Annotated in this window: 27 protein-coding genes, 1 tRNA gene and 1 pseudogene; 6 read left to right on the top strand and 23 right to left on the bottom strand. The window is 60.3% G+C overall.

Features of this window, described 5'->3' with window-relative positions; all coding sequences use genetic code 11:
* Positions 1 to 28: 28 nt before the first annotated feature.
* Positions 29 to 1,534 (top strand): glycoside hydrolase 5 family protein, encoded by a 1,506-nt coding sequence (locus tag OP10G_RS00605; RefSeq protein ID WP_025227833.1) that lies wholly within the window; start codon positions 29 to 31, stop codon positions 1,532 to 1,534.
* 495 nt (positions 1,535 to 2,029) lie between these two features.
* On the opposite strand, the gene OP10G_RS00610 is transcribed toward OP10G_RS00605, so the two are convergent.
* The 7 genes from OP10G_RS00610 to OP10G_RS00640 form a co-directional block, all read right to left on the bottom strand.
* A complete protein-coding gene (locus OP10G_RS00610; RefSeq protein ID WP_025227832.1) occupies positions 2,030 to 2,926 on the bottom strand; it encodes an ABC transporter permease in 897 nt (298 codons plus the stop codon).
* Positions 2,923 to 3,873 carry an ABC transporter permease gene (locus tag OP10G_RS00615; RefSeq protein WP_025227831.1) on the bottom strand — a complete coding sequence of 317 codons (951 nt, stop codon included), beginning with the start codon at positions 3,871 to 3,873 and terminating at the stop codon, positions 2,923 to 2,925. Before OP10G_RS00615 ends, OP10G_RS00610 begins: the two co-directional genes overlap by 4 nt.
* Positions 3,874 to 3,909: 36 nt before the next feature.
* Entirely contained in the window at positions 3,910 to 5,160 is a 1,251-nt protein-coding gene (locus OP10G_RS00620) for a S41 family peptidase (RefSeq protein WP_025227830.1), read from the bottom strand.
* Positions 5,157 to 6,497, bottom strand: a complete 1,341-nt coding sequence (locus tag OP10G_RS00625) for a S41 family peptidase (RefSeq protein ID WP_025227829.1) — start codon at positions 6,495 to 6,497, stop codon at positions 5,157 to 5,159. Before OP10G_RS00625 ends, OP10G_RS00620 begins: the two co-directional genes overlap by 4 nt.
* 120 nt (positions 6,498 to 6,617) lie before the next feature.
* A complete protein-coding gene (locus OP10G_RS00630) occupies positions 6,618 to 9,062 on the bottom strand; it encodes a HEAT repeat domain-containing protein (protein WP_025227828.1) in 2,445 nt (814 codons plus the stop codon).
* 16 nt (positions 9,063 to 9,078) lie between these two features.
* The gene (locus OP10G_RS00635; protein WP_025227827.1) at positions 9,079 to 9,924 is read right to left on the bottom strand and encodes an S-methyl-5'-thioadenosine phosphorylase; all 846 of its coding nucleotides are present in this window, start codon (positions 9,922 to 9,924) and stop codon (positions 9,079 to 9,081) included.
* Positions 9,925 to 9,934: 10 nt separating this feature from the next.
* The gene (locus OP10G_RS00640) at positions 9,935 to 10,798 is read right to left on the bottom strand and encodes an ABC transporter substrate-binding protein (protein ID WP_025227826.1); all 864 of its coding nucleotides are present in this window, start codon (positions 10,796 to 10,798) and stop codon (positions 9,935 to 9,937) included.
* Positions 10,799 to 11,089: 291 nt separating this feature from the next.
* Here OP10G_RS00640 and OP10G_RS00645 point away from each other — a divergent pair.
* Positions 11,090 to 11,165: transfer RNA gene (locus tag OP10G_RS00645), tRNA-Trp, on the top strand.
* A 204-nt stretch (positions 11,166 to 11,369) separates the two neighbouring features.
* Positions 11,370 to 11,624, top strand: a complete 255-nt coding sequence (locus OP10G_RS25535) for a hypothetical protein (RefSeq protein WP_084178746.1) — start codon at positions 11,370 to 11,372, stop codon at positions 11,622 to 11,624.
* Between the two features lie 48 nt (positions 11,625 to 11,672).
* Here the strand turns inward: OP10G_RS25535 and OP10G_RS27760 are convergent.
* The 16 genes and pseudogenes from OP10G_RS27760 to OP10G_RS23715 form a co-directional block, all read right to left on the bottom strand.
* Positions 11,673 to 12,689, bottom strand: a pseudogene (locus tag OP10G_RS27760) (recombinase family protein); the annotation flags it as partial.
* On the bottom strand, positions 12,649 to 12,825 hold the full coding sequence (locus tag OP10G_RS26605) for a hypothetical protein (protein WP_158409097.1): 177 nt from the start codon (positions 12,823 to 12,825) through the stop codon (positions 12,649 to 12,651). The pseudogene OP10G_RS27760 and the gene OP10G_RS26605, both read right to left, overlap by 41 nt.
* The gene (locus tag OP10G_RS00660) at positions 12,812 to 13,000 is read right to left on the bottom strand and encodes a hypothetical protein (protein WP_025227823.1); all 189 of its coding nucleotides are present in this window, start codon (positions 12,998 to 13,000) and stop codon (positions 12,812 to 12,814) included. The genes OP10G_RS26605 and OP10G_RS00660 overlap by 14 nt, the downstream gene beginning before the upstream one ends.
* Positions 12,993 to 13,421 carry a hypothetical protein gene (locus tag OP10G_RS00665; RefSeq protein ID WP_025227822.1) on the bottom strand — a complete coding sequence of 143 codons (429 nt, stop codon included), beginning with the start codon at positions 13,419 to 13,421 and terminating at the stop codon, positions 12,993 to 12,995. The genes OP10G_RS00660 and OP10G_RS00665 overlap by 8 nt, the downstream gene beginning before the upstream one ends.
* On the bottom strand, positions 13,418 to 13,654 hold the full coding sequence (locus OP10G_RS00670) for a hypothetical protein (protein WP_144240922.1): 237 nt from the start codon (positions 13,652 to 13,654) through the stop codon (positions 13,418 to 13,420). Before OP10G_RS00670 ends, OP10G_RS00665 begins: the two co-directional genes overlap by 4 nt.
* Positions 13,655 to 13,706: 52 nt before the next feature.
* A complete protein-coding gene (locus tag OP10G_RS26065) occupies positions 13,707 to 13,880 on the bottom strand; it encodes a hypothetical protein (RefSeq protein WP_158409098.1) in 174 nt (57 codons plus the stop codon).
* Positions 13,877 to 14,527, bottom strand: coding sequence for a hypothetical protein (locus OP10G_RS00675; protein ID WP_025227821.1), 651 nt, complete (start codon positions 14,525 to 14,527; stop codon positions 13,877 to 13,879). Before OP10G_RS00675 ends, OP10G_RS26065 begins: the two co-directional genes overlap by 4 nt.
* Positions 14,528 to 14,545: 18 nt before the next feature.
* Positions 14,546 to 14,845, bottom strand: a complete 300-nt coding sequence (locus OP10G_RS00680; RefSeq protein ID WP_025227820.1) for a DUF3310 domain-containing protein — start codon at positions 14,843 to 14,845, stop codon at positions 14,546 to 14,548.
* Positions 14,846 to 15,073 (bottom strand): hypothetical protein, encoded by a 228-nt coding sequence (locus OP10G_RS00685; protein WP_025227819.1) that lies wholly within the window; start codon positions 15,071 to 15,073, stop codon positions 14,846 to 14,848. It abuts the gene before it with no gap.
* Positions 15,070 to 15,510: a hypothetical protein gene (locus tag OP10G_RS00690; protein WP_175578200.1), complete on the bottom strand. Its 441-nt coding sequence runs from the start codon at positions 15,508 to 15,510 to the stop codon at positions 15,070 to 15,072. The genes OP10G_RS00685 and OP10G_RS00690 overlap by 4 nt, the downstream gene beginning before the upstream one ends.
* Before the next feature lie 71 nt (positions 15,511 to 15,581).
* Positions 15,582 to 17,978, bottom strand: coding sequence for a DEAD/DEAH box helicase (locus OP10G_RS23710; RefSeq protein WP_025227817.1), 2,397 nt, complete (start codon positions 17,976 to 17,978; stop codon positions 15,582 to 15,584).
* Complete coding sequence (locus OP10G_RS00700) at positions 17,978 to 18,826, bottom strand: host-nuclease inhibitor Gam family protein (protein ID WP_025227816.1); 849 nt, start codon at positions 18,824 to 18,826, stop codon at positions 17,978 to 17,980. Before OP10G_RS00700 ends, OP10G_RS23710 begins: the two co-directional genes overlap by 1 nt.
* Positions 18,823 to 19,065 carry a hypothetical protein gene (locus OP10G_RS00705; RefSeq protein ID WP_025227815.1) on the bottom strand — a complete coding sequence of 81 codons (243 nt, stop codon included), beginning with the start codon at positions 19,063 to 19,065 and terminating at the stop codon, positions 18,823 to 18,825. The genes OP10G_RS00700 and OP10G_RS00705 overlap by 4 nt, the downstream gene beginning before the upstream one ends.
* The gene (locus OP10G_RS00710) at positions 19,058 to 19,612 is read right to left on the bottom strand and encodes a hypothetical protein (RefSeq protein WP_025227814.1); all 555 of its coding nucleotides are present in this window, start codon (positions 19,610 to 19,612) and stop codon (positions 19,058 to 19,060) included. Before OP10G_RS00710 ends, OP10G_RS00705 begins: the two co-directional genes overlap by 8 nt.
* A gap of 1 nt (position 19,613) precedes the next feature.
* On the bottom strand, positions 19,614 to 19,772 hold the full coding sequence (locus OP10G_RS26610) for a hypothetical protein (protein WP_158409099.1): 159 nt from the start codon (positions 19,770 to 19,772) through the stop codon (positions 19,614 to 19,616).
* 86 nt (positions 19,773 to 19,858) lie between these two features.
* Positions 19,859 to 20,608, bottom strand: coding sequence for a LexA family protein (locus OP10G_RS23715; protein WP_025227813.1), 750 nt, complete (start codon positions 20,606 to 20,608; stop codon positions 19,859 to 19,861).
* A 70-nt stretch (positions 20,609 to 20,678) separates the two neighbouring features.
* Here OP10G_RS23715 and OP10G_RS00720 point away from each other — a divergent pair, with 70 nt between their 5' ends.
* The 3 genes from OP10G_RS00720 to OP10G_RS00730 all read left to right on the top strand — a co-directional run bounded on the left by OP10G_RS00720 (position 20,679) and on the right by OP10G_RS00730 (position 22,609).
* Entirely contained in the window at positions 20,679 to 20,891 is a 213-nt protein-coding gene (locus tag OP10G_RS00720; RefSeq protein WP_025227812.1) for a hypothetical protein, read from the top strand.
* A 186-nt stretch (positions 20,892 to 21,077) separates the two neighbouring features.
* On the top strand, positions 21,078 to 22,034 hold the full coding sequence (locus OP10G_RS00725; RefSeq protein ID WP_025227811.1) for a hypothetical protein: 957 nt from the start codon (positions 21,078 to 21,080) through the stop codon (positions 22,032 to 22,034).
* A 2-nt stretch (positions 22,035 to 22,036) separates the two neighbouring features.
* Positions 22,037 to 22,609 (top strand): hypothetical protein, encoded by a 573-nt coding sequence (locus tag OP10G_RS00730; protein WP_025227810.1) that lies wholly within the window; start codon positions 22,037 to 22,039, stop codon positions 22,607 to 22,609.
* Positions 22,610 to 22,673: the final 64 nt, after the last annotated feature.

A 22,673-nucleotide genomic window follows, 5' to 3' on the forward strand; every position in this document is an offset into this window, starting at 1 on the left:
ACGACGAAGTTGCGAAGGAGGGAGGGCGATGACTGCCTTTTGGAAAGTGATACGCGTTACCGTCGCGCTGGGCGCGACCTTACTGACGGCTTGGGGTGCGACGCCCCGCCTAACGCCGAGGCCGACAACGGTCAACCTGCTCAAGGTCAACGGAGTGCCGGCCTATGTCCACGGAGCCAATCTGGCATGGCTGGATGCCGCTTATGACCACGACATTGGGATCAACGCTCAGCACCCGAGTTGGGGGTGCGCCTACAACTCGACCCATATGGCCAGCTATATCCAGGACATGCGCAGCATGAACCTTGGCGTGATGCGCCTTTGGCTGATGGAGAACTGGCAGGGCGTCACCTTCGACGCCAACGGCTACGCGACCGGATTAGACTCGACCTTTCTCACGAACCTGGACAACATCGTTGCCACCGCTTCTTCGAAAGGAATGTCTCTGTACCTCACTCTGCTGAGCTTCGACTACGACGATGTGGCGACGATCAAGAACGTCCGCACCGATGCGACGGCTCAGCAACGGTTTCTAGACAATGTGGTAGGTCCGCTTGTGCTGCGCTACAAGGGGAATAACACCATCTTCTCCTACGACATCATGAACGAGTCTAACCTCGGCGTCCCGAACACGGGCACCGACTGGCCGTCGATGCGTACCCTGATCGCCGCGGTAGCAACCAAGATCCACACTGTGGATCCCGGCCGCCAGGTCTCATGCAGTTGTCAGTGGATGGGCTGGATCACGAACGGCACCTATTCCGGGCTCGGGCTCGACTACTACGACTATCACGAGTACAACGACAGCCCGAACCTCCCGACGGTAGCCTCACTCGCGCTCGACAAGCCGATCATCCTCGGCGAGTACGGTCCCGTCACCAACAGCGACACCGCCCAGAACAACGCGGCCAGCGCGTTTATCACTCAGGCTCGCGATCGGGGCTGGTCGGGCGCTCTCTCGTGGTTCTACGACTATCCCGGTTCGACGAACATGCACCGGTTCCTCTACAGCAACGGAACCTGGCGCCCGATTTGCTACACCTTGCAAAGCTTCAATCCGAACGGCTCGCCGGTGATCGTGAAGTACGACTTCGAAAACACGATCTCGGGTTGGACGGGAACCAATATCGTTGGCGGACCCTGGAGCGTGACCGAACAGCATGCCAATGGCGCCTACACCCTCAAATCGGATGTCACTCTTGCGAACAACGCCTCCTATGTACAGGCGCGCGTCTTCGACGACAACTATTCCGGCAAAGTAACGCTGAGGGCACGGGTCCGTCGGGCGGCTTGGGGCACGTATGGCGCGGGCGGAATGACCGCCAAGCTCTACATCAAGACCGGCTCGGGATGGACCTGGTACGACGGAGGCGCGGTCTCCATCAACTCCACCGGCTGGACCACGCTGAGCCTAAACCTAACCGGCGTCGCCAACCTGACCAACGTTCGGGAAGTAGGCATCCAGTTCCTAACCGGCGCCTCGGGCTTCTCCGGAGGAAGCTCGGTCTACGTCGATTACCTGACCTTGGAGTGAGTCTTCAAGGGGGCCGGACCGCTGGTCTCCAGACCGGCCCCACCAGATTCGTACATGTATTCAGCAGCCCTTTTTGTCCCGGGGTAGGAAACCCCGGGCTAATTTCTGTGACCTCTCCGAGGTCGGGAACGAATGCAGCATTTTTACGGCGAAGCCGTGTAGGCGCAGGTTGGTTCTTACCTGCGGACAGTCCCGAAAGGACGACCAAATTCCTCAAGGTCATCCAAAGAATGAAGGTCGTCGCTCTAGCAGTAGACGGACACGGCTCATTTTCGCGGCAACCACCCTGAAGGGGTGTCAGAGATTAGCCCCGGGTTTCCTACCCGGGGAAATGAGGCCGATCTGAACCGACCCCGGAGCGGGTCGCAGAACCTTCCGGACATCAGAACGTTGACGATCTACAAGGCATCTCAATCGGTGAACTTAAGGTTTTCAGAAGGCAATTTTCAGCTAGGTGCCGTTTCTTACAGGGGCGGGCGAGCCGCCCGTGCCACGTTACTTCCCTTCCTTCGGATCCAAATACGACCTCAGACCGTCGCCGACGAAGTTAAGGGCGAAAACAGTCAGAGACAGAACGACGCAAGGGGGGATGAGCTGCTCGGGGAAGCTGTTCATGTTTTCCCGGGCACTGTTGATCATGCTTCCCCAGCTCGGCTCGGGAGCCTGGATACCGATTCCCAGGAAGCTCAGCGTGCTCTCGGCAAGGATGGTACCGGCGATTTCGATCATGCTGACCGCCATCAAAATGCCGGCGAGCTGCGGCAAAATGTGCCGGGTCACATTGTAAAAGGTAGAGGCTCCCGTCGCTTTGGCCGCGACGACAAATTCGCGATCCTTGAGGGTTGCCACCTGAGAGCGCACTAATCGAGCAATCGACGGCCACGCCGTTATCGATAACGCCGCGATGACGGGCGCAAGTTTCCCGCCCGGAACCTGCACTTTTGAGCTTTGGATGGCGCCAATAATGAGGATCGCCAACAAAATGTCCGGAAACGCGAACATCGCGTCGGTCAGACGCATGACGGGACCGGCGATCCAACGCGGAGCGAAGACCCCCAAGACTCCCACCGTAACGCCGACTACGAGTGCGAAAAGCTGAACCACCAAGCCGACGGTCAGCGAGATTCGCGCGCCGGCCGCAATACGGGCCACGACATCGCGGCCTTGCGGATCGGTACCGAGAGGGAAGTGCCCGCCAGCGTTTAGAAACGGCTTCGCGACGTCGTCGTAGACGCTGGTGAACGGCTGGTGCTTGGAGAGCGAATGAAGCTGCGCATCGCGGACCGATGGCCCCACGATAGCGAAGGCCACCAACAGCACCAAGAAAATCGCTCCGACGATAAGGAACGGGTCGCGGCGCGAACGCTTTCGGCCAGGGACGCGGACGATCAAATCTGCGACTCCCTGATGCGAGGATCTAAGATCGGAAGGAGGATGTCCACAAAGAGGTTGAGAAGGATGAACATCGAGCCTGTAATCATGATTCCGGCCTGCACGACCGGCATGTTCCCCTGCTGGATCGCCTCGATCGTAGCGCTTCCCAAGCCCGGCATCACGAAATACCGTTCGATGACGAACGACCCGGTAAGGAGGAAGCCGAAGCTCGTGCCGATCGCGGTGATCACCGGCAAAATCGCATTCCGAAGCGCATGACGAAAGATCAGCCGGCGCCTCGGAACCCCTTTCGCAACCGCCGTCCGAATGAACTCCTGCTGCATCGTATCGATCATCGTCGCCCGGGTGAGCCGCGTGATCAGCGCCATCGGCCTTGCCGCCAAGATGCAAACCGGCAAGATTAGATAATAAATCTCGGGCGCCTTCAATTCCGTCACCCAGGTAAGTGGGAGCACGTCGAGTTTAATCACGAAGATGAAGACGAGGAGCGGCGCCAACACGAAATTAGGCACAGTAACGCCTAGAGTGCTAATCGTGAGAACCCCACGGTCGGCGAAGCGGTTCTTGTAAACCGCCGCTAGAGTGCCGAGGAGAATTCCGACTCCCGATGCGAGAAGGATTGCGAGACAAGCGAGCTTGGCCGTCATCGGCAAAGTCCGTTTGACGATGTCGCTAACTTTTTCACGAGTGCCGAAGTAGCTCTCTCCGAAGTCTCCGTGAGATGCCTTGCCGAGGAACTCGACGTACCGGATCGGCCACGGACGGTCCAGCCCAAATTGGTGTCGAAGCCGCTCAACCGTCTCCGGCGTCGCCTTGTCCCCCGCCGCCATGGTAGCGGCATCGCCCGGCGCGATCTCGTCGGCCACAAAGGTGACAAACGAAACAAAGATCAGGCTAAGAAGCCCGAACAACAGACGCAGCAGAATGGGCTTGGCGACCCGCACAGGGGGTCATTCTACCGCCTGTCTCGGCGGTAGAAGCTATCGCGCTTTATCTTGCAAGACCTGAATCGCCCGGGCGAGTTGGCTGTCGCGTTTCGGTTCGCCGAGCACGGGCTCGGTTTTGTCCCAGTCGAGGTCGACCTTGACCGATGGCTCGAGGCCGCCGGTGAGGAAGACGCCGTCTTCATCCACTTTCCGACCGATGAACGGAGTCATCGGAAGGTAGTAGCGCGCGATCGTGATCTTGGCGCTGGAGTTATCGACCATCGGGAAGACGTTCTGCACCGATGCCTTACCATAGCTGTGGTTGCCCACCAGGATTGCTTTGTTGTAATCCTTGAGCACACCGGCGAAGATCTCCGCGGCGCTGGCCGAGTCTTCGTTGATGAGGATCGCGACCGGATAGTTGAACTGCCGCAGAGCCCCCGAACTGGTGTGGGCGGTCTCTTCGTGTCCGTCCCGGAACCGCATCTTTACTGCCACCTTGTCGCGGACGAACAAGCTCAGCATGTCGACGGCGGTTTCCAACAATCCACCCGGATTGCCGCGCAGGTCGATGACCAAGCCTTTCATCGGATTGCGCTCCAGCTTGTCGAGCTCCCGCTCGAACTGCATCGTGGTGGGCTCCGCGAACTGGGTGACGTTGAGGTACCCGACGTTGCTCTCTTTGAAGTAGACCCCTTCCACCGTCGGCGAAATGATCCGGGCCCGGCGGATGTTGATCGGCGTCGGCTTGGCCGTGCCAGGACGAGAGATCAGCAGGTGTACCAAGGTGCCTTCCGGACCCTTGACCCGCTTGACGATCTCTGTCACGTCCAGCCCCGCGACCGACTTCCCTTCAACCGACACAATGACGTCGTCTTTGCGAAGCCCGGCCGCGTAAGCGGGCCCGTCATCGAACACCACCGCCACTTTCGCGCCCCGAGGGTCCGAAGAGAGTTTCGCTCCCACTCCGAAGAAGTTGGCCCGCGTTTCGTCAGCAAACTCCTGCGCCTGCGCTGGCGGGAGGAACAGGGTGTGCGGATCGCCCAGGGAGGCCATGAGGCCGGACATGCCCGCGTACTTGAGGTCCTGCGCCTTTACCGGATGCACATACGAGGAGAGGATCCGCTGGTAAGACTGCTTGAACACCTGCTCGGGGCTGGTTTTGGCGGTCGTCTTCACGCCGAACAGCATGTTCACCGACCGGATCGGCGGCAATTGACCCTGTTGAAGATCCCGATAGGAAAATCCTAAAACGAGGCAGCCGGCGATGCCGAGGATGGCGGCGATGTTCTTGGATGTGTTCACTTGCGGCCTCCGTTCTTGGCGAGTCGCGCGGACTTGGTGTCGAGGCTTGGTTTGAAATGAGAGGTCACCAGCGTGTAACCGGTCCCATCTGGGAGCTCGACGATATCGTAGATATCCCGGTCTCCACCGGTTTCACTTCCGCTCAGCTTAGCCAGCCCCTTCGACGAAAGTGCGAGCGCGAAGATCTCCGCCGCGCCACGCGTCGTTCGGTCGGTAATCAATGTGATCTTAGGCGGGTTCGCGTTACCTTGGCCGATCGCGAACGGAGTTGTTTTGTCGCTCCGGTTCGTCGTGAGGACTCCGTATTGGCCGGCGGGAGCGAGGACGGCAAGGCACTGCCGCATCGCTGAGAAGTCGCCCAATGTATTGTTGCGGAGGTCGAGCGTCACTTCCGGCTTGCCCGCGATCGCCTGCTTCAGCGCCTCTGGGGAGCCGGGCGTAAATGGGAGCTGGATAACCCCGTTTGCGGCTTGGAACCCGGTCCGGCTAGAGGGCGCCCGCTGAATCGTGGTCGCGCGCTGCTCTCCGTTTCGCTCCCAAACGACTTTAACGTTCCCGGCGGTTCCGGCAAAGAGCCGATCCCGGGCGCGCAGAGGGAGGATCATTCGCTCCCATTTATCGCGGACTTCCTTGCGAAGCGCGTTCAAATCCGCCAGCGGAAGCTTCTTCTGATCATAAAGCTTTCGCGCCTTCATGAAGCGGATCGAGAGGTCGGCGTTCAGCAGCCAGTGGCCGTCGATGGAGTAGACGATGTCGCCCGGCTTGACTCCGGCTTTGTCGGCGGGTCCGCCCGGAACCACGCTCGTGACGGTAAGGCGCGGAAACGAGGCTTGGTCGGGAGCCGAGTCGGTGGAGAGGGCCTGCTGCCGGGGATCGGCCCCTTCTTCGGTAGGCGTAGGCTGGAGAGCCGAGCGGTTGGCCTTCTTGTTAGATGAAGGAAGAAGAAGGGCGAGGTCGGCGCCGATCCCTTCGTACTTCCCTTGGCGAGCGTTGAGGAAGACGCGGAAAGCGTCCTTGTCCATGTAAACCGATTTGGGGTCGGCGAGATAGCCAACCATGCCTCGAACCGCGCCGGAAGCAAGCTTCTGCTCGTCGTTGATCGGCTCGACGTACTCCTTTTTCAGCTTTTCGGTAAGAGAATAGAAAAAGTCTCCGGCCGGGATCTCGTCGCCGCCCTGCGGAGCGCCGCCGTTCCGGGAGGCGACGAGGTTGTCCAACTTAGTCGTTGGCGCGGCCGAGAGGTCGGCTCGGTCACGCAGATTCGACCCGATAAGGAACGCTCCGCAGGCGGCGACGATCCAGCCGGCCGCGATTAAACTCTTCTTCGTTTCGCTCATCAGAAAAAATGTCCGCTTATTAAGCCTACGCCGCCTAGCCGCTCCAGTGCGCCATTTGGGTCGTTTCTGTTCCTTAGTAGGGTAGCCGGGGCTCACCGTTCCCTGGGTGAGATGATTGGCCTATCGATTCAAATCCGTAGCCGGTAAATCCTTCATTGCAGCCTTAACCCGTTCGTCGGGACTGGAGGCCATCAATCCTTTCGTAGCGTCCGAAAGCTTCATACCGTGGCGTTTGGCGAGGTCGATCAACGCCAACTGGACGGAAGGATGGCGGTCATCGAGGACATTCGCGATCTCGTCCGGTTCCGCTCCCTTTTCCAAAGCGGCAAAACCCCGAAGCGCGGCCGCCCGGACTTCGGCAGACCGGTCGGTGACCGCCAATCGGAGCGCGGCACGGTGCGCCTCGTCCGGGTGAGCGGCCAGGCTTTCCAGCACGATCAGCCGGGTCGTTCGGCTGTCGTCGCGAACCCCTTTATAACCTTCGGTTCGGAATTGCGGATTGGTGGAAGAGATCAGCTTGATGTCGCTGGCAGCGCGAACGGCGTCGCTCGGCTCGTTGACCGCCGACCAAAGCAGCTTCCGCATCTGGTATTCGTCGTTCGGATCGGCGGTCGTGGTGACCGCGAGCTTGATCTCTGGGTCTTCCTGCTCCAAGAATTGCATCCGCAGCAGCGCCGCCGTCTTTCCCGGCATGTTGGCCAGCGCCTCGGCGGCGGCAACCCTCGTCCGCGCGCTACGGTCGGTCAGCAGGATCTGAAAATCGTTGACATAGCGGGCCTCTTTGGTCTCTCCCAAGATCCGGGCCGCCGCCTCCCGAGTGTACGAAGTAAGGCCCAAGCGCATCGCCTGCTCCACCGTCGTCATCGCAATCTGCCCACCTTGGTGGGCAAGCGCTCGAAGCGCGGTAGCCCCGACCACCGGATCCAACCCCATCGCCGTCTTGATCAGGTTCGGCTGAGCGAGGTCGTCTTTGATTCTCAGGTAGGCGTCCGCGGCGTTGAGGCGAACCAAGGAGGAGGGGTCGACGATGAGGGCGACGAGCTCAGGCGAGCTGGCGGTCGCTTTCGCGGCAAAGAGGGCTCGCTCCTCGCTGTCCGGCGAAGTTGCGCTGGGCTGGAGATCGGCGTAGGGAGGGGTCGGCGGGTCGCTGGTAAACCGAATCTCGTCCAGGTCGAAGACGATCGGCTCCTGGATGCGCCGGTCGCGCATCACCGAAATTGGAGCCGGTTCGATGGAAATACCGGTTACGGAGTCGAACCCGGCCGCCGCGGCGAGCGGCTTGAGGTCGATACCGACCTTCTGCCACGTTCCGTCGGTCTTGAGCGGAACCGGCATCGCACTAGCCGAGGGCGCGGCTTGGCGGTAATTGACATCCCGGCCAAGGGTGACGTAAGCGGTGTGGCCGTTATTCCCATGAATCGCCAACCCGATGGTGTCTTCGGCCTTGGTCCGGATGGAGAAGCTGAGCGTGGGGGTGTCGGCAACCCGTGCTAACGGCTGGCCGTCTTTCCGTACCGGCAACGCGACTCCGGAATTGCGCCCGAACGCCTTTTCTGTCACGTGAAGCACCTGGCCCCTTTCCGGGTCAGGCGCCAGCTCGACGTCGGTTAAGTCGTATTTCCATGTGGAAACTGGCGCGGCTACGGGCACGCCTTGCCAAAGGCTGGCCGTTTTCCGCGTCCCAAGTCGTTCGAGAAGGGTCGAAGTGGGGAGTTCGGTGGTAGCTGTGACTTCGGCCCAGTCCTCTGGTTTTGGCCCCTCGTCGACCTCGACCCCATAGCCGCGCGGCGCTAGGCGCAGCAGCATCTGTTTTTGAAGTAGGTCGTGCAGCCGAACGTCCAAGTCGCCGGGCGCCCAAGGGCGACCCAATTGCGTGTTGGAGATCCCTTGCACGGGCGTTCCGTTAACCCAGGTGGGCTCCGTCGGCGCGCTGTCCGCGCCGGGGAGAATGTAGATGGCCGACTGATACGGACCGCGGAAGATCTTGTCCTCCGCCTCATAACCGCCGCCGTTGATTCGGGGGCCAAAGTAGCGCCGGGCAAAGGCGGGGCCGAAATCGTCGGAACGCTCGATTTCGTGCTCGACCGAGATTTCCGGTACGAGCTTGACCTTTCCGCCGGTTTCCGCGGCGACCCAGAGGGCAAGGCGCGCGATCGACTCGTAAGTTCGCCGGAGGTAATACTCGGGCGTCCAACGCTGGTCGAGCCGCAGGACGCCCGCGGCGTCGCGGAACTCGGTTTCCGTCCGCTCGAAGACGACGAAACGGACGCGAAGCGTTGTGGTAGGCGTTATCGCCTTGGTTTGCTCGCCGAATTTTTCGAGCGAGGTCAAGTTGTATCCGGCGAGATATCGAGCCGGCGCCTCGGCGGCAGCTCCGTTCAGATAACCCCAACCGTGCCACGCAAGGATCTCGGCGGATGGAGGCGTTGGGGCCGGAGCCGGAAAGGTAAGATCGACGCTCTTTTTCTCGACGATCAGTCCGCTCGGGGTTTGAGGCGTTGCGGCAGGCGGCGTGCCTTGGAAGCCGAAGAGCGAAGAAGCGACGAGAGCGAAAGCGAGCGTCATATCAATCCAGTACGCGTCAATCCAATACGCGGAAGAGCCGGATATCCTCCGGGCTCATCGCGTGGCCGTCGCCACGGGTGTATTCGAGATCAGCGACGGTGCTCACCTGTTCCAAATCGGCGGGAATTTTCCCGATCAAGTCGAGCACAACCTGTTTGATCTTTTCCGAATTCGATCGGAAGACCTCGAGGACGTTATGGGCGTTCACCGCCTCAGTGCCGGCGTGAACGCCGCTGTCGTAGTCGGTGATCAGGGAGATATTCACCACTCCCATTCCCAGCTCTCGGCATAGGTACGCCTCTGGATACTGGGTCATGTTGATTACTTCCCAGCCGGCGTCGTGAAACCACTTGCTTTCCGACTTGGTCGAGAAGCGCGGGCCTTGGATCACCACGACGGTTCCGGTCTCGTGGCAGGTGATTCCATTTTCGCGAATCGCCTCGATCGCGAGCTTTCGCAGGATCGGGTGGTAGGTGTCCGCGGGGGAGACGTGGGTGACGATCGGTCCGTCGAAAAAGGTGTCTTTACGACCGCTCGTTCGATCGACGAATTGGTCGCATACCACGAAATCGCCTGGGGCGACCTCCAACTGGAGCGAACCCGCCGCGCACGGCGAGATGATGCAGCGGCAACCGAGCGACCGCATCGCCCAGACGTTCGCCCGGTAATTGATCATGTGGGGCGGAATCGTGTGGTGCCGCCCGTGCCGAGGAAGAAACGCCACCTTTCGGCCGTTCACCGTCGCCAAGAAAACCGCGTCGCTAGGGGGGCCGTAAGGGGTATCGACCTTAACTTCGCGAACGTCTTGCAGCAGGCTATAAAAGCCCGAACCGCCGAATACTCCGATTTCTGCGCTATTCATTTTTGGAAACCTAACCAGAAATTGCCCGATAGAGCCCACTGATAAGCAGGTCGACCCGGCTACCGCGCCGTAAGAGGACGTCCGCGTCGAGGGCGCGGATCTTCCGATTCTTGATCGCGTTGATCGACTTGATCCGCGGATCGTTCAAAAGCGCGACGACTCCCGATTGGTCTTTCTTTGCCACACCCACCACGATCACGTCCGGGTTGAGGGCTACGAGCGACTCCGGATTTGCCTTGACGAACGTGGTGCCCGCCGGTCCGATCGGCTCGCCGCCGACGGCGCGGATCATATTCGCGTCAAATGAGTCGGTTCCGGCAATGTAGTGATCGCCGGATGCGCTCGGCATCATCACGGCAACCCGCGGCTTCGGCGTGGGGAGGGCGCCCTGAGCGGTGTTTTGGGCGATATAGATCTTGTCGATATAGTCGCTGGCGCTGGTTTCCTTTCCGGTGAGCGAGCCGAGCTCGAACACCTGTTTTCGGAACGTGTCCAGATCGTTCGCGTCGATCTTGAACTCATCGGCGCCCAAGGTTTTGAGCTTGGCGAGATCCTGCTCGTTGAAGAGCGAGGCATCGTAAACGATGAGGTCGGGGCGCAACGCGGCAAGCTTTTCGTAGTCCGGCTTTACCGAGGCAACGACCGGGACCTTGTCGACCGACATCTTGGGCCAGTCGTCGTACGCGGTCCTGCCTTTCAGGTCGTACATCGAAAGACCCGCCATCAGAAGCTCGGTCGTGCCTGGAGACAGGCTGACGACTTTGCTGTACCGTTTCGGACGGACCTTGAGCGCAACGGAATTGTCGTCCTGCCGACACCCGGTAAGACCGAAAACGAACGCAAACAACAGAAGCAAGGACGCAGCCCGGCGCATAGAACCTCATTTTGCCCGAAGCGACCAACGCAACGCTGAAATCACCGTCACAAACGCCTTTCGGACCCGGATCATCGCAACGCGGGAGACAGGGCGGCGGTTCCAGGTTGAACCTAATTCGAGTCGGTTTTGTACCTTTTGTACACTGGTGAGGGGGGTGTACAAAAACGTACGACGAGCGATCTCTCGTTGGGGAGGCAAAGATCGGTGGAGTGATGGTTGACGAGGGCTCGGCGGCAACCAGGGCGTGCGGTCATCTCCGATTCTGGTAAATTATCGTGTCTGCCACGCAGGGGTGTAGCTCAGTTGGTAGAGCAGCGGTCTCCAAAACCGCAGGTCGCGGGTTCGAATCCTGTCGCCCCTGCCATTTCTCGAAATCGGTCTCCAAGGTGGGGTTTTCGATCAATTCGAGGTTCGCCTGTAAGATCAAATTGAATTCGGGACGCATGGTTAGAATGACCTTCCCGTCAAGGATTTGCGATTTCGAAAGTAGGCTTTTCAGCATCGCGCGCCGGAGCTCGATCGAGGCGGTTTTGAACCTAGCGGCGGAGTTCGAAACTAACTCCAACATTTGGACGTTGTCCTCCCACGTCGCTCGGTTCGCACGGCCGTACGCGGCGATCTGCTCGTCGACGGTGGCGAGCTCCATTTCCCACTTGGCTTTGAGCTTGGGATAAGCGGCGGCGGGCACATTGCCGGCCACGCTGTCGAGATAGAGCCGCTCGAGGGATCCGGCCAATCGTTTGGCTTCGGTCCGCAGGTCCGCGAGGCGCGCCTCGCTTTCCGTCTTTACGTCACGGTAGCTGAGCCGGAGCGCTTCCCGTAGCATATCCATCACCGTTGGCCGAATGGTGAGCCTCTCCAAATGGGCGGCAATTTGGTCGGTGATGGCGGCTTCGCTCACCGACAGGCGCGGGCAGCCCTTGAACCCCGTGCAGGAATAGTAAACGTACCGACCGTCCTTTTTGCTTTCGGGCGTCATCGCGCATCCACACCGGCCGCACGTGAAAATTCCGCGATAGGCGTACTCGCGTCGACCGAAGCCGGCGCAATTCACCGCCCGGCCGCCAAGAACCTGCTGGACTTTGGCCCACGTTGCCTCGCTGACGAGCGGAACGTGCTTTCCGGGGTATGTAACCCCTTTCCACATGATTTCGCCCTTGTACAGCGGATTTTGAAGCATCTGATGCAAAGCACTGACCGCGACGCGCGCGCCCTTGCGACTCCTGAGCCCGATCGCCTGAGCGACAACCGCCGCAGTCTTAATGCTATGGTCGCCGGTCGCATAGGCTTCGAAAAACGCCGTTACCTGCTTTGCGGACATCGGGTCCGGCTCGATGGTTCGCACGGCGCCGACCGAGACGTTTCGGTAGCCCAGCGGAGCGCTTGATGGCCAGATGCCCTGCGCCGCCTTTTCCCTCATTCCTTTACGAGCTTCTTCACTGAGGTTGTCGCTGAAGTTCTTGGCGACTACGGTCCGGATGTCATGGACGAACTTCTGATAGGCGGGCGAATCTTTGTGAAGAATCTCGCGCTCAGTGGCGAGGTGGAGTTGTAAACCGTCCTCGATAAGGTCGCCGATCGTGACCCGATCCCGGAAATTTCTGTACATGCGGTCGGTCTTTTCAGCAACCAAGTGCCGAATCTCACCGCCAGAAAGAGCCTTGACCATCTCGCGAAACTCGCGCCGGCCAGCTTTCCGCGCGGTCTCATCTTCGACGAACACCGCCTCGGTCTCAAAATCTCTTTCCGCTACGTAGGCGCGAAGGGCGCGGAGCTGGGCGTCGAGCGAGTATCCCTTCGCCTGATCTTCGCTTGACACCCGGCAATAAATAACGCAGCGTTCGCGCTCAAGCGGCTTTGCGATCGTCGATTTTCTCGGTCTGGGCATTCTTGAAATCCTGATCGGCTTGAATGAGAGCACGGAAGAACGTGAGCACGTGCCCCTCAGCGTCGGCGGCGCTTGCCTCGTCGCATTGTAAACCGTCGCACAAGTACTCGCGAAGAGCTCGTTTAGTGAGGCTCATTCGCCACCTCCGGACGGGGCGTCGTGAACAAGTCATATTGCCGCCAAGCCTCTTCGACTCGCGGATCGCAATAGACGATTCCCTTTCGCGGCCGGCCGGCGATTACCACCGTGCGGGCCTTGGGACCGTAATCGACCTCGCCTTGCGACCGATCGTAAACCGGAGGCTCAGCCATCGACCCTCCGCGGCTTAGGTGGCAGGATGGCCGTCAATTGGCGCTGGTAAAACGCGAGCGATCGGAGCGGCCAGCTTTCATCGTCTCCTCGCGCGCGCGCGCGAGAAAGCAGGGCAAGGGCATGATCGCGGTGCCGGGTGAGCGCTTCGCGCGCCATATCAACGCTCGAGCAAACGACCGGGCGATCGGGAAAGTAATGGAACGCGAACCCGCTCTCTGGCTCTTTGGGAAAATCGAATATTTTATGTTCGGCTTTTCCAAGCGGCTCAATCGACACCGCGATCGGCTCGATTGGCGCCGCAATACAGGCGGCCGGGAGATCCCTAACGACGATCGACGCCGACTCCGGAGCGGGCACCGGCGCAGGATCGAAATCAAAGGTGAACGACGGCTGAAGGGCGTTTCGCCTCCAACTTTTCATGCGAGCACCTCGCTTGGTTCGACCCAAGCGATCCGGCCGCCCAGGTCGTCGATCCGCGGCCACGAGTAGGCCACTTCCGCGATCCGGACGGCGACGTGCTCGCTCGGTCCACGGGCATCGAGCGGACGCATGATTGCGCTCGGGTCTTGGACGTCGTAAACCCACATATGCCGGCCACCGCCAGGCTCTTGATGCACGTCGCCGAGGCGAAGGTATCGACGTTCGGATCTCACCGATACCCCCCCCATTTGCACCACTTCCTAAGGCAGCGAAGCACGGCCGAAATCACGCCAACCCCCTCCGGGCGAGCTCGTCCTCAAACGGTTGGAGTAGCGATCGCCGTCGCGAGACTTCCTCTTCTGCTTCGGCGACGCGGCGGCGATGGACCTGAGCAAGTTGCTGCAATCGGTCGTCGTCGATCTCCGCATAGGTCTCGAAAACCTCGCGCTCGACGGTCACTGTTGCACCGCCTTGAGCTCTGGCGTCCATGTGTCGGGACGACCGTCAGCGTGTTCATATGCCCAGGCGCGAAGGTAGACGCCCATCGTCTCAAACCACGCGCGAGGCGAAGTCGTATTCATCTGCATCGCGGAATACTTGCTTCCTTCCCTGTGTCGGGCGAGCGCCATGTACTCCCGGATCTCTCCGGTGGCGATCACTCTCGGGAGATATAGCCACCACGGCTCAAGAGCTACGGCGAGCTTGTCGGCGACGCAAAGCCGGGAGAACGGCTGCCGGTCACGCTTGGCATAGAACCGGGAGTGGTACAGGCAGAAGTTTCGCCACTCGTTAAACTGACTGATGCAGCCGGGGCACCACCTGTGGCCCACCGCGTGGCGGATACGGTCGCATTCCGGCGTGCGAGTTGGCTCCGAAACATCAAACCAACGGTGCATGAGGTTCGCGCCAAACTCAACGTGCGTTTCACCTTCGGGACCGTCCATGTTAGGTTTTCCCAAGTAGCCGAGGTCGTGCACGAAGAACGCGACCCATAGCCGGTAATCCTTCGGAAAGCCGTAGAGTTTGGTCCATGCCCTCGCAACGAACCAGGGATGGATGAACCAGCAGTGAGCGCCAAATAGAACGCTTTTCGTGCCTATTTCCATTCCATCCATCCCTTCGCGTTAAAGGCCAACGACCTCTCCTTTCTCCATGTTGGAGATGGCGCGATCGAGATACCAGCGCGCCTTTTTCAGGTCCTCAACACCGGCTTTATCAGCGTGCCTAAGAACGTATTTGGCAACGTTGCCTAAGCAAAACCCGAGCCGGTACCGCTCGATGATGCACATGACGTCATCGCCCCTGTAGTGGGCGGGGTTGATCGGCTCCGAGTTCTCCGGTGCGGCGGGCGCCTCAATCTGTTTTGGTAATTCGCCGAGCAACATCGGTCGCGGCACCACGGGTCCTTTCGTTTCGATTTGCATCTAGGCAACCTCACCGTCGAGAGTCGTTTCAGCTTCGATCGTTCGATTGATGCTTTCCGCAGGAATGACGACGCGAGTAACCGGGATAACCGGCTTCGCAAAAACGGAATCGGGGACCTCGATCTCCATCCGAACGACGCACTCGCCCGATTTCAAATCGAACCTATCGGTTTTGAGGAGCCGGTCGATTCCGCGCCGATTGAAGATCACGTAATAGCTATCTTTCATGGAACCTCCGCGGAGATGGGCTCCATGTACGCATGAACGGTTGATGCGCCGCGATGGCGGAAGGCGTCAAGCCAAGTCAAGAGATCGTCGACGGAAAGGCACACGTCTTCCGCCATCGCGTACATCAACTCCGGTTCTTGGGGCTCCTCCATGAGCACGAACAGCAACTTCCCCGCCCCGGCCGCGAATCCGGCTTCAAGATGAGCAGAGCGCCCGCTCGGCAACAGCAATACGCACGCGTCGCATTGCTCTAATGCGTTCATATCCAGAGAAAACCCGGCTTCAGCGACTGGATTTTTGAGACAATCGCGGTAAGTGGCCGGGTCCCAACCCTTCCACTCCGGATCGACTGCCGACCATTGGAAGCCGGTGTTACCCGGCTCCGGATTCCGAAAATCGTAAACGAGATGCCCCGCTTCGCGAAGAGCATTAAGCACCCTCGGTTGATGAGGGTTGCGCCACGATGATGCTAGGTAAATTTTCATGGTAGTTCGGTTAGAGGGCCTTGCTAAGCAAGCGCCGAAGCATTGCGCTTGACGGCAACCGCTTCGGGTTTAGGGACGCCGCAGAATTCCCGTACGCGATCGTTAACGATCAGGTCGTCGGCATTAAGGCCACGGCGAAGGTAGAGCCCCGCCAGCGTGCGTACACGGCTAAGGGCAACGTAGAGCTGTCCATGAGCGAACGCCTTCATTTCGAGCTCTAGGAGCGCCGAATCGAGCGTTTGACCTTGGGCTTTGTGGGTTGTGATCGCCCACGCCAATTTAAGCGGCACCTGGGAGAATGAGCCGGCTACCTCTTCGGTGATCTTCTCTCCCTCTTTCAGGTCGATCGCGTAGCGGATCTTCTTCCACTCAAGCGGCGTGGCCACGATCTCATTGCCGTTACGAAGCTTGATGCGAGGGCCATTCCGCTCGAAGCCAACGACCTCGCCCACCGTGCCGTTGCTAACCTGAACGCCCCACTCATCGACGGTGTTGCGAGCGAACATCACCTGAGCGCCGATCTTGAGAGTGATCTCATTGTCGACCGGCATATCCCGCTCGTCGAACTCGCCGCCGATCGCCGCCGTGTAGACCTTCGATTCCGTCGTAAGGCTTGCCAAGCGACTCCTGTTGATCGCCGCCGCTTTCGCGTTGCCGAACGTGAGAACGACCGGCTCTTCCCCCAAAGGGGCTTGGATGCCAACACGCTGGTTGAGAAACGCAAGACCCGATGGATCGCCGATCCGAATCGCGTTGAGCGCGGTGATCAGATCCGGATCGCCGATTTGGCGGAACACCTGCGTGAGCTCACAGGTCTCGATCGAGATGCCTTCCGATGGCGCTTCGCCAAGCTCGCCTTGCGCGGGCAGCGCCCGGAAAACCTCCGCGTCGAACCAGAATGGAGAGCCGAACTTCTTCTCGATCCATTCCCTTTCGTCTTCTTTAACCACGGGCTCGAGCTGCCACATATCGCCGATCGCGACAACCGTCTTGCCACCGAAAGGCAGCTTGTTTCGAAGCGACTTTTGGAGGCAAACATTGATGGCGTCGAGCACGTCGGCGCGAACCATCGAGATCTCATCCAAGACGATCAGATCGGCTGCCGCAGCGATTTCGGGGTGCCGCATGGCGTTGACCTTGTTTCGCGACTGAGGGCCGATCTTGAGCCCAAAGAGCCGGTGAATGGTCATGCCGCCGACGTTGACGGCCGCGAGCCCGGTCGGCGCCGCGACGAGGCATCGAGCGCGATCGCGGATCTTCTTGAGAACCGTCGATTTACCCGTGCCCGCCTTACCGGTCACGAAGATGAAGCGACCCTGCTTTTCCTTGGCGGCTTCCATGATCAAGTCGATCGCGCGCTGCTGATCTTCCGAGAGCACGATCTCCGGCTCGCGGTTGACCGGCGTGACGTCGAACTCGTCGCTGGTGTCGATTTGCGGTCCGCGCTCCTTGAAGCGGTTCGCGATTTCGTCGGCGAGGGCTTTGGTAGCGGGAGTAAGTCCGCTAGCGAGCTCGGCATCGAGATCGGCGGCGCTTCGCAAAATCGCCTCTTCGATTTGCCGGCCGGCTTCCTCCGGAGTGGCGCCGTTCGGGCTTGGCTCCGATGCCGGCTTCGGCTCAAGGCCCATCTCCGCCACAACCCGCGCGATTTCAGCGCTTACGGCATTCGTGGCGGGGTCCTGGGGGCGGATCGCGTTAGCAAGTTCGGCCACGTTTTCAGGGCGCGCCTGTTCAAGCCACGAGAGAACGATATGGGCGTCGGCCTTGCTTAGATCGCGCGTGCTGGAAACCTCATCAATCACCGCGGCTGTCGGTAGGTCGCCATACTCGCTGAGGATCGCGAAGCAAGCCGCGTGCCGCCTAGCACCGCCGAATCCGATCGATGTAAGGCCGGCGTTTAGGGCGGTGAGCTGGCCGGCGCCACCGTTCACCCCGATCTCCGTGATCGCCTCGTAGTTCCATTCCTCAGGCGGGTAAGGAATGAAGATCCCGAACGCTTCCGCGCCATCTACGCGGAGATCTTCCTCACGCGGAATTGCGGCAACTACCGGCGCTGTCGGAGCCGGATCGATGGGCGCGAGATTAGGCGTTGCGGGAGGTTCCTTGGGAAGGTCGTCGATCGTCTCTTCGCGGTCATCGTCCTCTTCGTCGATGTCGAGCTCACCGTTCAGCGGCTCGTCGGCCAGCGCGTCGACGTTAACGAAAAGCGGCCGCGGCGGGCGGGTCATGTTCCGGGCGCGATCTTCGGCCTCGGCGAGGATCAAAGCGAGGCCGGTGGTGGCTCGCCCCATCATGCTCGTGATAAGGCTGTCGCTCGCCGTGGCCGGGATCCGCGAAAGGTTGATCGTGATTCGAGCGACCTGGCCATCCGGGAGGCGGAACGGCCGCTCGACGCCAACATGGATCTGGGGTTCTTCCATCAGGAGTTCACCCCGGTCGTGACCGTGACCTTTTCCGATGGCGGCTTAACCTCGAATCCACCGGGCGCGACTTCGCCTTTCCGCACCGCTTCGGTCAGCGCCGCCTTTTGCTCCGCGGTGAGCTTCGAGATTTGGAACTCTTCGCTCGTCTTGACCGCGTTCGTGAAGCCAAGCTTCTTGGCGATCTCGAGCGCGGTCGCCTCGCCCTTTTTGACCACGGCAAGTCCGCCCGCGTTAGCCACGAGCGAAATCGATCCGAGCAGCGTTTTGAATGTCTTGGACTTCTTGCCCTTGAGTTCGTTGCGCGCGTACTCGCCGAGCTCGGCATCGAAGCGAAGGTGCAGCCAATTGAGGCGGCCTAAGCGATCCCGCTTCATTCGCTCGGCGTTTGTAAGCACCGCGCGGGCGTGAATCACCAGCGCCGAATTGTCGATCGCCGCAACTTCGGCTTCCGCTTGAAGCATCTTGCCAAGAACCCAGTTCGCCGAGTCGGCGTCGGTCACCGCGAATTTGGGCGCCATATCGACCATGCCGACCACCTCGCCCGTCTCGACGTCGACGATGTAATCGCCGTGGATCTCGGTTTCGCGCGGCACCTCGGATTCCGGAGCGACTTCGCCCTTGAGTTCGGCGATCGCGCCGGCGAGGTGGTCGGCAGTCTCTTGGTTGATAGGAGTGGCGGATTGGGGCATGGCGGGTTCCTGGGGTTTAGGGAGCTCGATCTCCCGGTAGTCGGGGCCAAGAACCGCGCCGTCGCGGGTGCGGCGATAATGCCGACCCTTGGCGGTGATTCCTAGCTCAAGAAGCTCGGCGGGTTCGATGACCGAATACGGCATGATCATCGTCATGGCCGGTCACCGATGGTCGCTCCCGCCTCAAGACGCGCGTTCTCGGTGCGCTCTTTGATGAGCGTGCCGAGCAGCGCGGTTAAGACGAGAAGAAAGCAAATCGCAATAAACCAAAGGACCCCGCGAGCGCGGCGGTCCATCGTGTAAACCCATCGGTGAATTTCCGATTCGATCGGGTCATCGGGGAGAACTGGGTCCTCAACCCGTTTTTGCCTCGCGGCGATGAAGCTGCTAGGCATGAATGCCCACCTTCCCCGTCTCAACGTAGATGCGCGGGCACATCGGAATATCCGTGTCGGCGATCCAGACGACGTTGAAGCGGTCCGTTTCGCTGGGATCGACTTGCTTCCGGCTCAGCGCGGCGCGGATGGCATCGTCAGGCGTCGCGCCCGCCATCCAAGGGCCGGGAATCGTTCTCCGGTCGCACGATGCTTGCCAGAACCCATCTCGGGTGCAGAACTGAAGCCTGACCAGGCACTCGCGCTCTTGAATTCGCTTGCCTACAAAGTGAAGGATGAAAGCCGATTCGGGAAGTTGCAGGGTGCGCGCCTCGCGCTCCATGTCGGCGATGATCTTGAGCGCGTCTCGCTCCGCCAGTTTCCCCGTCGCCATCGTCAGGAAAGCGAGCAAGGCGCCAGAGTACGTGGCCTGAGCGCGCATCTCGGCGTCGATCGGGCTCGTGGGAAATTCCCGGGCGGTGTCGGCCCGGTATCGCTCGCGCATCGCCTGGGCAGCGTCCCGGAGCCGGTTCGCTCGGCCGGCGCTCGAATAGTGAGTGGCGACCATCTTAGGCGTACCTCACAACCGGACCGGCCGGGAAGAGGGTGTGCAAGAGGTCGAGGATGGCGCGGTAAGCACTATCGGCGATCTGTTCGCGCCAAAGTGGCCTACGGAAGAGCGCTTCCGCCTTGGGGGTTTCAGGTCGAATGTAGCGTCGTGGTCTCATGATCTCCTGCCCGGTGGTTGGGCTTAGAGACCATCTTACGGCAATCCTACGGGAAACCGCAAGTATTCCGTAGAAAAACCGTACAGTTAACGACGCTTAAGCGAACGGAATTTCCAGTGGGTTGGATACTCGCGGGTGTCGCGGAGTCCACCGTCGAGATAACGGATCCTCAGTACAAGCGTTCCAATGATGTCAAATCCGGACGCGCTAAACGGGTCGTAATCTTCGTTCAGCGGCCAAAGCTCATAGCGGCCAACATCTCCTTTAAGAATCTTGAACGTCTGCTCGCCATCCTTAATGGCGAGCACTGCTTGGCCTGGCATCGGCATGCGATCTTCAAAAATCACGCGATCCCCATTTAGAAATTCCGGCGACATGGACTCGCCGGAAACAAAAGTGCCCCAACGCTGAAAATCTCCAATCCAGTCGGGAAGGAGTTCGACATCCTCGGCTTGACTGTAGTCGTATCCCGGTGGACCTGCTGGCACAGAGCCGTATATTGGCACCGCTGTTACGCCAGTGGGAACAATGACCATCTTTCCCCGCACATTCACGGTGCCCAGCGGACCTTTATCCTGGGTCGCTTCCGTTCGGCTAGGTGGCTTCCTGAGGGGCCGGGACGTCAACTGCTTCAGTAGTTCGGCCTCGCTCATGCCGAGAATAGATGCCATCGCCGCGCGACGGTCCTTCCTGAGCCGAGTTACGCCTCGGCAAAGGTTGCTAAGAATATCGTCGCTGCAATCCAAAAGCCGGGCAACTTCCTTGCGTTCATAGCCCGTTGCATCGATCAATTCTCCTAGCACTCGTCCCTCCGCTGCCCACTTCGGCGAATCCATACGGAAACTTTGCGGAAAAGATGCGGGCTCCCACTATGCAAGGACCGTAGACCTACCGTATATTAACCGTATGTTTTCCGCAGAAACGGCAATCAGCCTTCCGGAACGTCAGCGCGGGCCGCATCCATTTTTCACTGGCCAAAAGCTTTCCGACCTTGCCGCGTACTTGAGCGAACCTGGCTCTACTCTCGATGGAGCCGCCGAACGATTTGGCTGCTCGACGTCATGCGTGGAAAAGACCGTCGCCCGGATTCGCAAGGCTCAGCGGGGCGAAGCGGCGTGATGCGTAACTGCAAGTTTGCCGACCTAAAAAACGCCCCTTTAGGGGCGATCCCGCCGATACCACCCGACGGGACCATTGCAAAAGCCGCGGAGACCAGCTCGCGGCCCGCCTGGTGATTCTACACCAGGTCAACCACCTCGCCGCCTGAGATGGCGCCCCAACCCTGCAACGGAGAAATCGAAAACCATGTCCACCACGGAAACCCGTCCCGCCCTTCCTAACGAGTCCGATGTTAAAGTCGCCAGCGGCGGCAAAGCCTGGCGCTTCTCGAAGGGCCGCATCATCAGCGGCCGCGAGGAAGACGGCACGCTCGTCGAGCGCACCTCGATTATTGGCCGCATCCAACGCGTCGGCATTCACGAAGGGGTTACAACCGATCAATACAAGAAGCCGTACCGCCAGGTCGAAGCCGACATCGAGACCAACGACGGCGTGATCCACGTCCATGCCGGCTTGCTCGATAACGAAACGTTCGAGCTGCGTCCCACGCAAGCCGCGCTTACCTTTGGATGGATCCTGACTCAGGTCAAGTCGAGCGACGAGATCGTTCGGATTACAACCGCCAAAGGCGAGCCTTGGACCGACGACAAGGGGCGCGCCCGCGAAGCCTCTACCTACGTCAATCTCGCCCTTGTCGGCGCCGACATGATCGCCCGACCCGTGTATCGCCCGAAGACGAACCCCAACGCGCCAAAGGTTTCGTCGGTCGACAAGTGGCGCGCGATCGAGGCTGAGCTGCGCGGCGATCCAATCGAAGGCGTCGCGGCTCACCCGCTCTGGGCGGAACGACCGGCCCGCGAGGATGACGGCGCCAGCGACGCGAGCCTTCCGCCGTCACTGCAGACCCTATTTGCGGTCTGCAATAAAAAGGGTTGGCCGACCCCGCGTGAGGCGCCGGAAGAGTGGAAGAAGCTCTTTGCCGCCTATTTCCAGCGCGGCGCCGGCGAGATCGGGGAGTACAGCGAAGACGAATGGAACGATCTCGCGCTCGCCCTAAACGGCAAAGAGAATCCACCCGCGCTCATTAAGCCGGCGGTCGAACGCGCCGCCGCGGCCAAAGCTCAGGCGGCTACCGCTACGCCGGCCCAAGCGAAGAGTAACGCGCTCGACGACGACTACGACCCGTTCAAAGATACGGAATAGCTATGCCGAATCTCGCCGCCCTAGATTCGGTCGAGCCGGTCGGATCCGAAATCGCTCCCCTCGCGCCATCCGTGGCCGAGGGGCTCTTTCGCGATCAAGGCCCGGTCGATGCCGACGGCTTGGTCATCCCAGAGTTTTGGCGGCCCTGTCCCCGGCGTTGGGCGGCAATCGCGCTGTCCGTGCGGCAGAAGTGGTCGGCGGAATATCTGGCCAAGGTCGCAAACACGCCCCCGCCAAAAGCAAAGCGATCAGGATCGGGCGCGACCCGGTTTACGACCGATTACGCCGTGCGGTGGGGTCGCGATCAGGGATGGAAGCTCATCGAGCGCGAACGCTTCGACCACCTGACCAAGCGCCACCACGATTTAGAGTTCGGCGTCGATGCGATGTTCATCAATCCCGCTGGCGGCCGCATCGGCGTTCAGGGCGCGGGCAAGAGCGAAAAGGCGCCGCACTATCAACGATTTATGGATGCCGGCGGACCGGCAAAAGCTCGCGATCGGGCCGTAACAGTCGTTTACGTCGAGTTCGTCCGCGGCAACTACACACCCGTTTTGGAGGAGAAATGGACCTAATTCAGGGGCCAGAAAATGGGGGGGGGCTGGATGTTCGATCCTGACGCAAGACGCGGCTCAAGGT

This window comes from Fimbriimonas ginsengisoli Gsoil 348, assembly GCF_000724625.1.
Classification (GTDB): domain Bacteria; phylum Armatimonadota; class Fimbriimonadia; order Fimbriimonadales; family Fimbriimonadaceae; genus Fimbriimonas; species Fimbriimonas ginsengisoli.

Excerpts from the sequence above, each read along its gene's own strand:
- OP10G_RS00605 (WP_025227833.1), top strand. The coding sequence starts at position 29 with ATGACTGCCTTTTGGAAAGTGATACGCGTTACCGTCGCGCTGGGCGCG.
- OP10G_RS00625 (WP_025227829.1), bottom strand. The coding sequence starts at position 6,497 with ATGAGCGAAACGAAGAAGAGTTTAATCGCGGCCGGCTGGATCGTCGCC.
- OP10G_RS00630 (WP_025227828.1), bottom strand. The coding sequence starts at position 9,062 with ATGACGCTCGCTTTCGCTCTCGTCGCTTCTTCGCTCTTCGGCTTCCAA.
- OP10G_RS00635 (WP_025227827.1), bottom strand. The coding sequence starts at position 9,924 with ATGAATAGCGCAGAAATCGGAGTATTCGGCGGTTCGGGCTTTTATAGC.
- OP10G_RS00640 (WP_025227826.1), bottom strand. The coding sequence starts at position 10,798 with ATGCGCCGGGCTGCGTCCTTGCTTCTGTTGTTTGCGTTCGTTTTCGGT.
- OP10G_RS26605 (WP_158409097.1), bottom strand. The coding sequence starts at position 12,825 with ATGAGCCTCACTAAACGAGCTCTTCGCGAGTACTTGTGCGACGGTTTA.
- OP10G_RS00660 (WP_025227823.1), bottom strand. The coding sequence starts at position 13,000 with ATGGCTGAGCCTCCGGTTTACGATCGGTCGCAAGGCGAGGTCGATTAC.
- OP10G_RS00665 (WP_025227822.1), bottom strand. The coding sequence starts at position 13,421 with ATGAAAAGTTGGAGGCGAAACGCCCTTCAGCCGTCGTTCACCTTTGAT.
- OP10G_RS00675 (WP_025227821.1), bottom strand. The coding sequence starts at position 14,527 with ATGGAAATAGGCACGAAAAGCGTTCTATTTGGCGCTCACTGCTGGTTC.
- OP10G_RS00680 (WP_025227820.1), bottom strand. The coding sequence starts at position 14,845 with ATGCAAATCGAAACGAAAGGACCCGTGGTGCCGCGACCGATGTTGCTC.
- OP10G_RS00685 (WP_025227819.1), bottom strand. The coding sequence starts at position 15,073 with ATGAAAGATAGCTATTACGTGATCTTCAATCGGCGCGGAATCGACCGG.
- OP10G_RS23710 (WP_025227817.1), bottom strand. The coding sequence starts at position 17,978 with ATGGAAGAACCCCAGATCCATGTTGGCGTCGAGCGGCCGTTCCGCCTC.
- OP10G_RS00700 (WP_025227816.1), bottom strand. The coding sequence starts at position 18,826 with ATGACGATGATCATGCCGTATTCGGTCATCGAACCCGCCGAGCTTCTT.
- OP10G_RS00705 (WP_025227815.1), bottom strand. The coding sequence starts at position 19,065 with ATGCCTAGCAGCTTCATCGCCGCGAGGCAAAAACGGGTTGAGGACCCA.
- OP10G_RS00710 (WP_025227814.1), bottom strand. The coding sequence starts at position 19,612 with ATGGTCGCCACTCACTATTCGAGCGCCGGCCGAGCGAACCGGCTCCGG.
- OP10G_RS26610 (WP_158409099.1), bottom strand. The coding sequence starts at position 19,772 with ATGAGACCACGACGCTACATTCGACCTGAAACCCCCAAGGCGGAAGCG.
- OP10G_RS23715 (WP_025227813.1), bottom strand. The coding sequence starts at position 20,608 with ATGGATTCGCCGAAGTGGGCAGCGGAGGGACGAGTGCTAGGAGAATTG.
- OP10G_RS00720 (WP_025227812.1), top strand. The coding sequence starts at position 20,679 with ATGTTTTCCGCAGAAACGGCAATCAGCCTTCCGGAACGTCAGCGCGGG.
- OP10G_RS00725 (WP_025227811.1), top strand. The coding sequence starts at position 21,078 with ATGTCCACCACGGAAACCCGTCCCGCCCTTCCTAACGAGTCCGATGTT.
- OP10G_RS00730 (WP_025227810.1), top strand. The coding sequence starts at position 22,037 with ATGCCGAATCTCGCCGCCCTAGATTCGGTCGAGCCGGTCGGATCCGAA.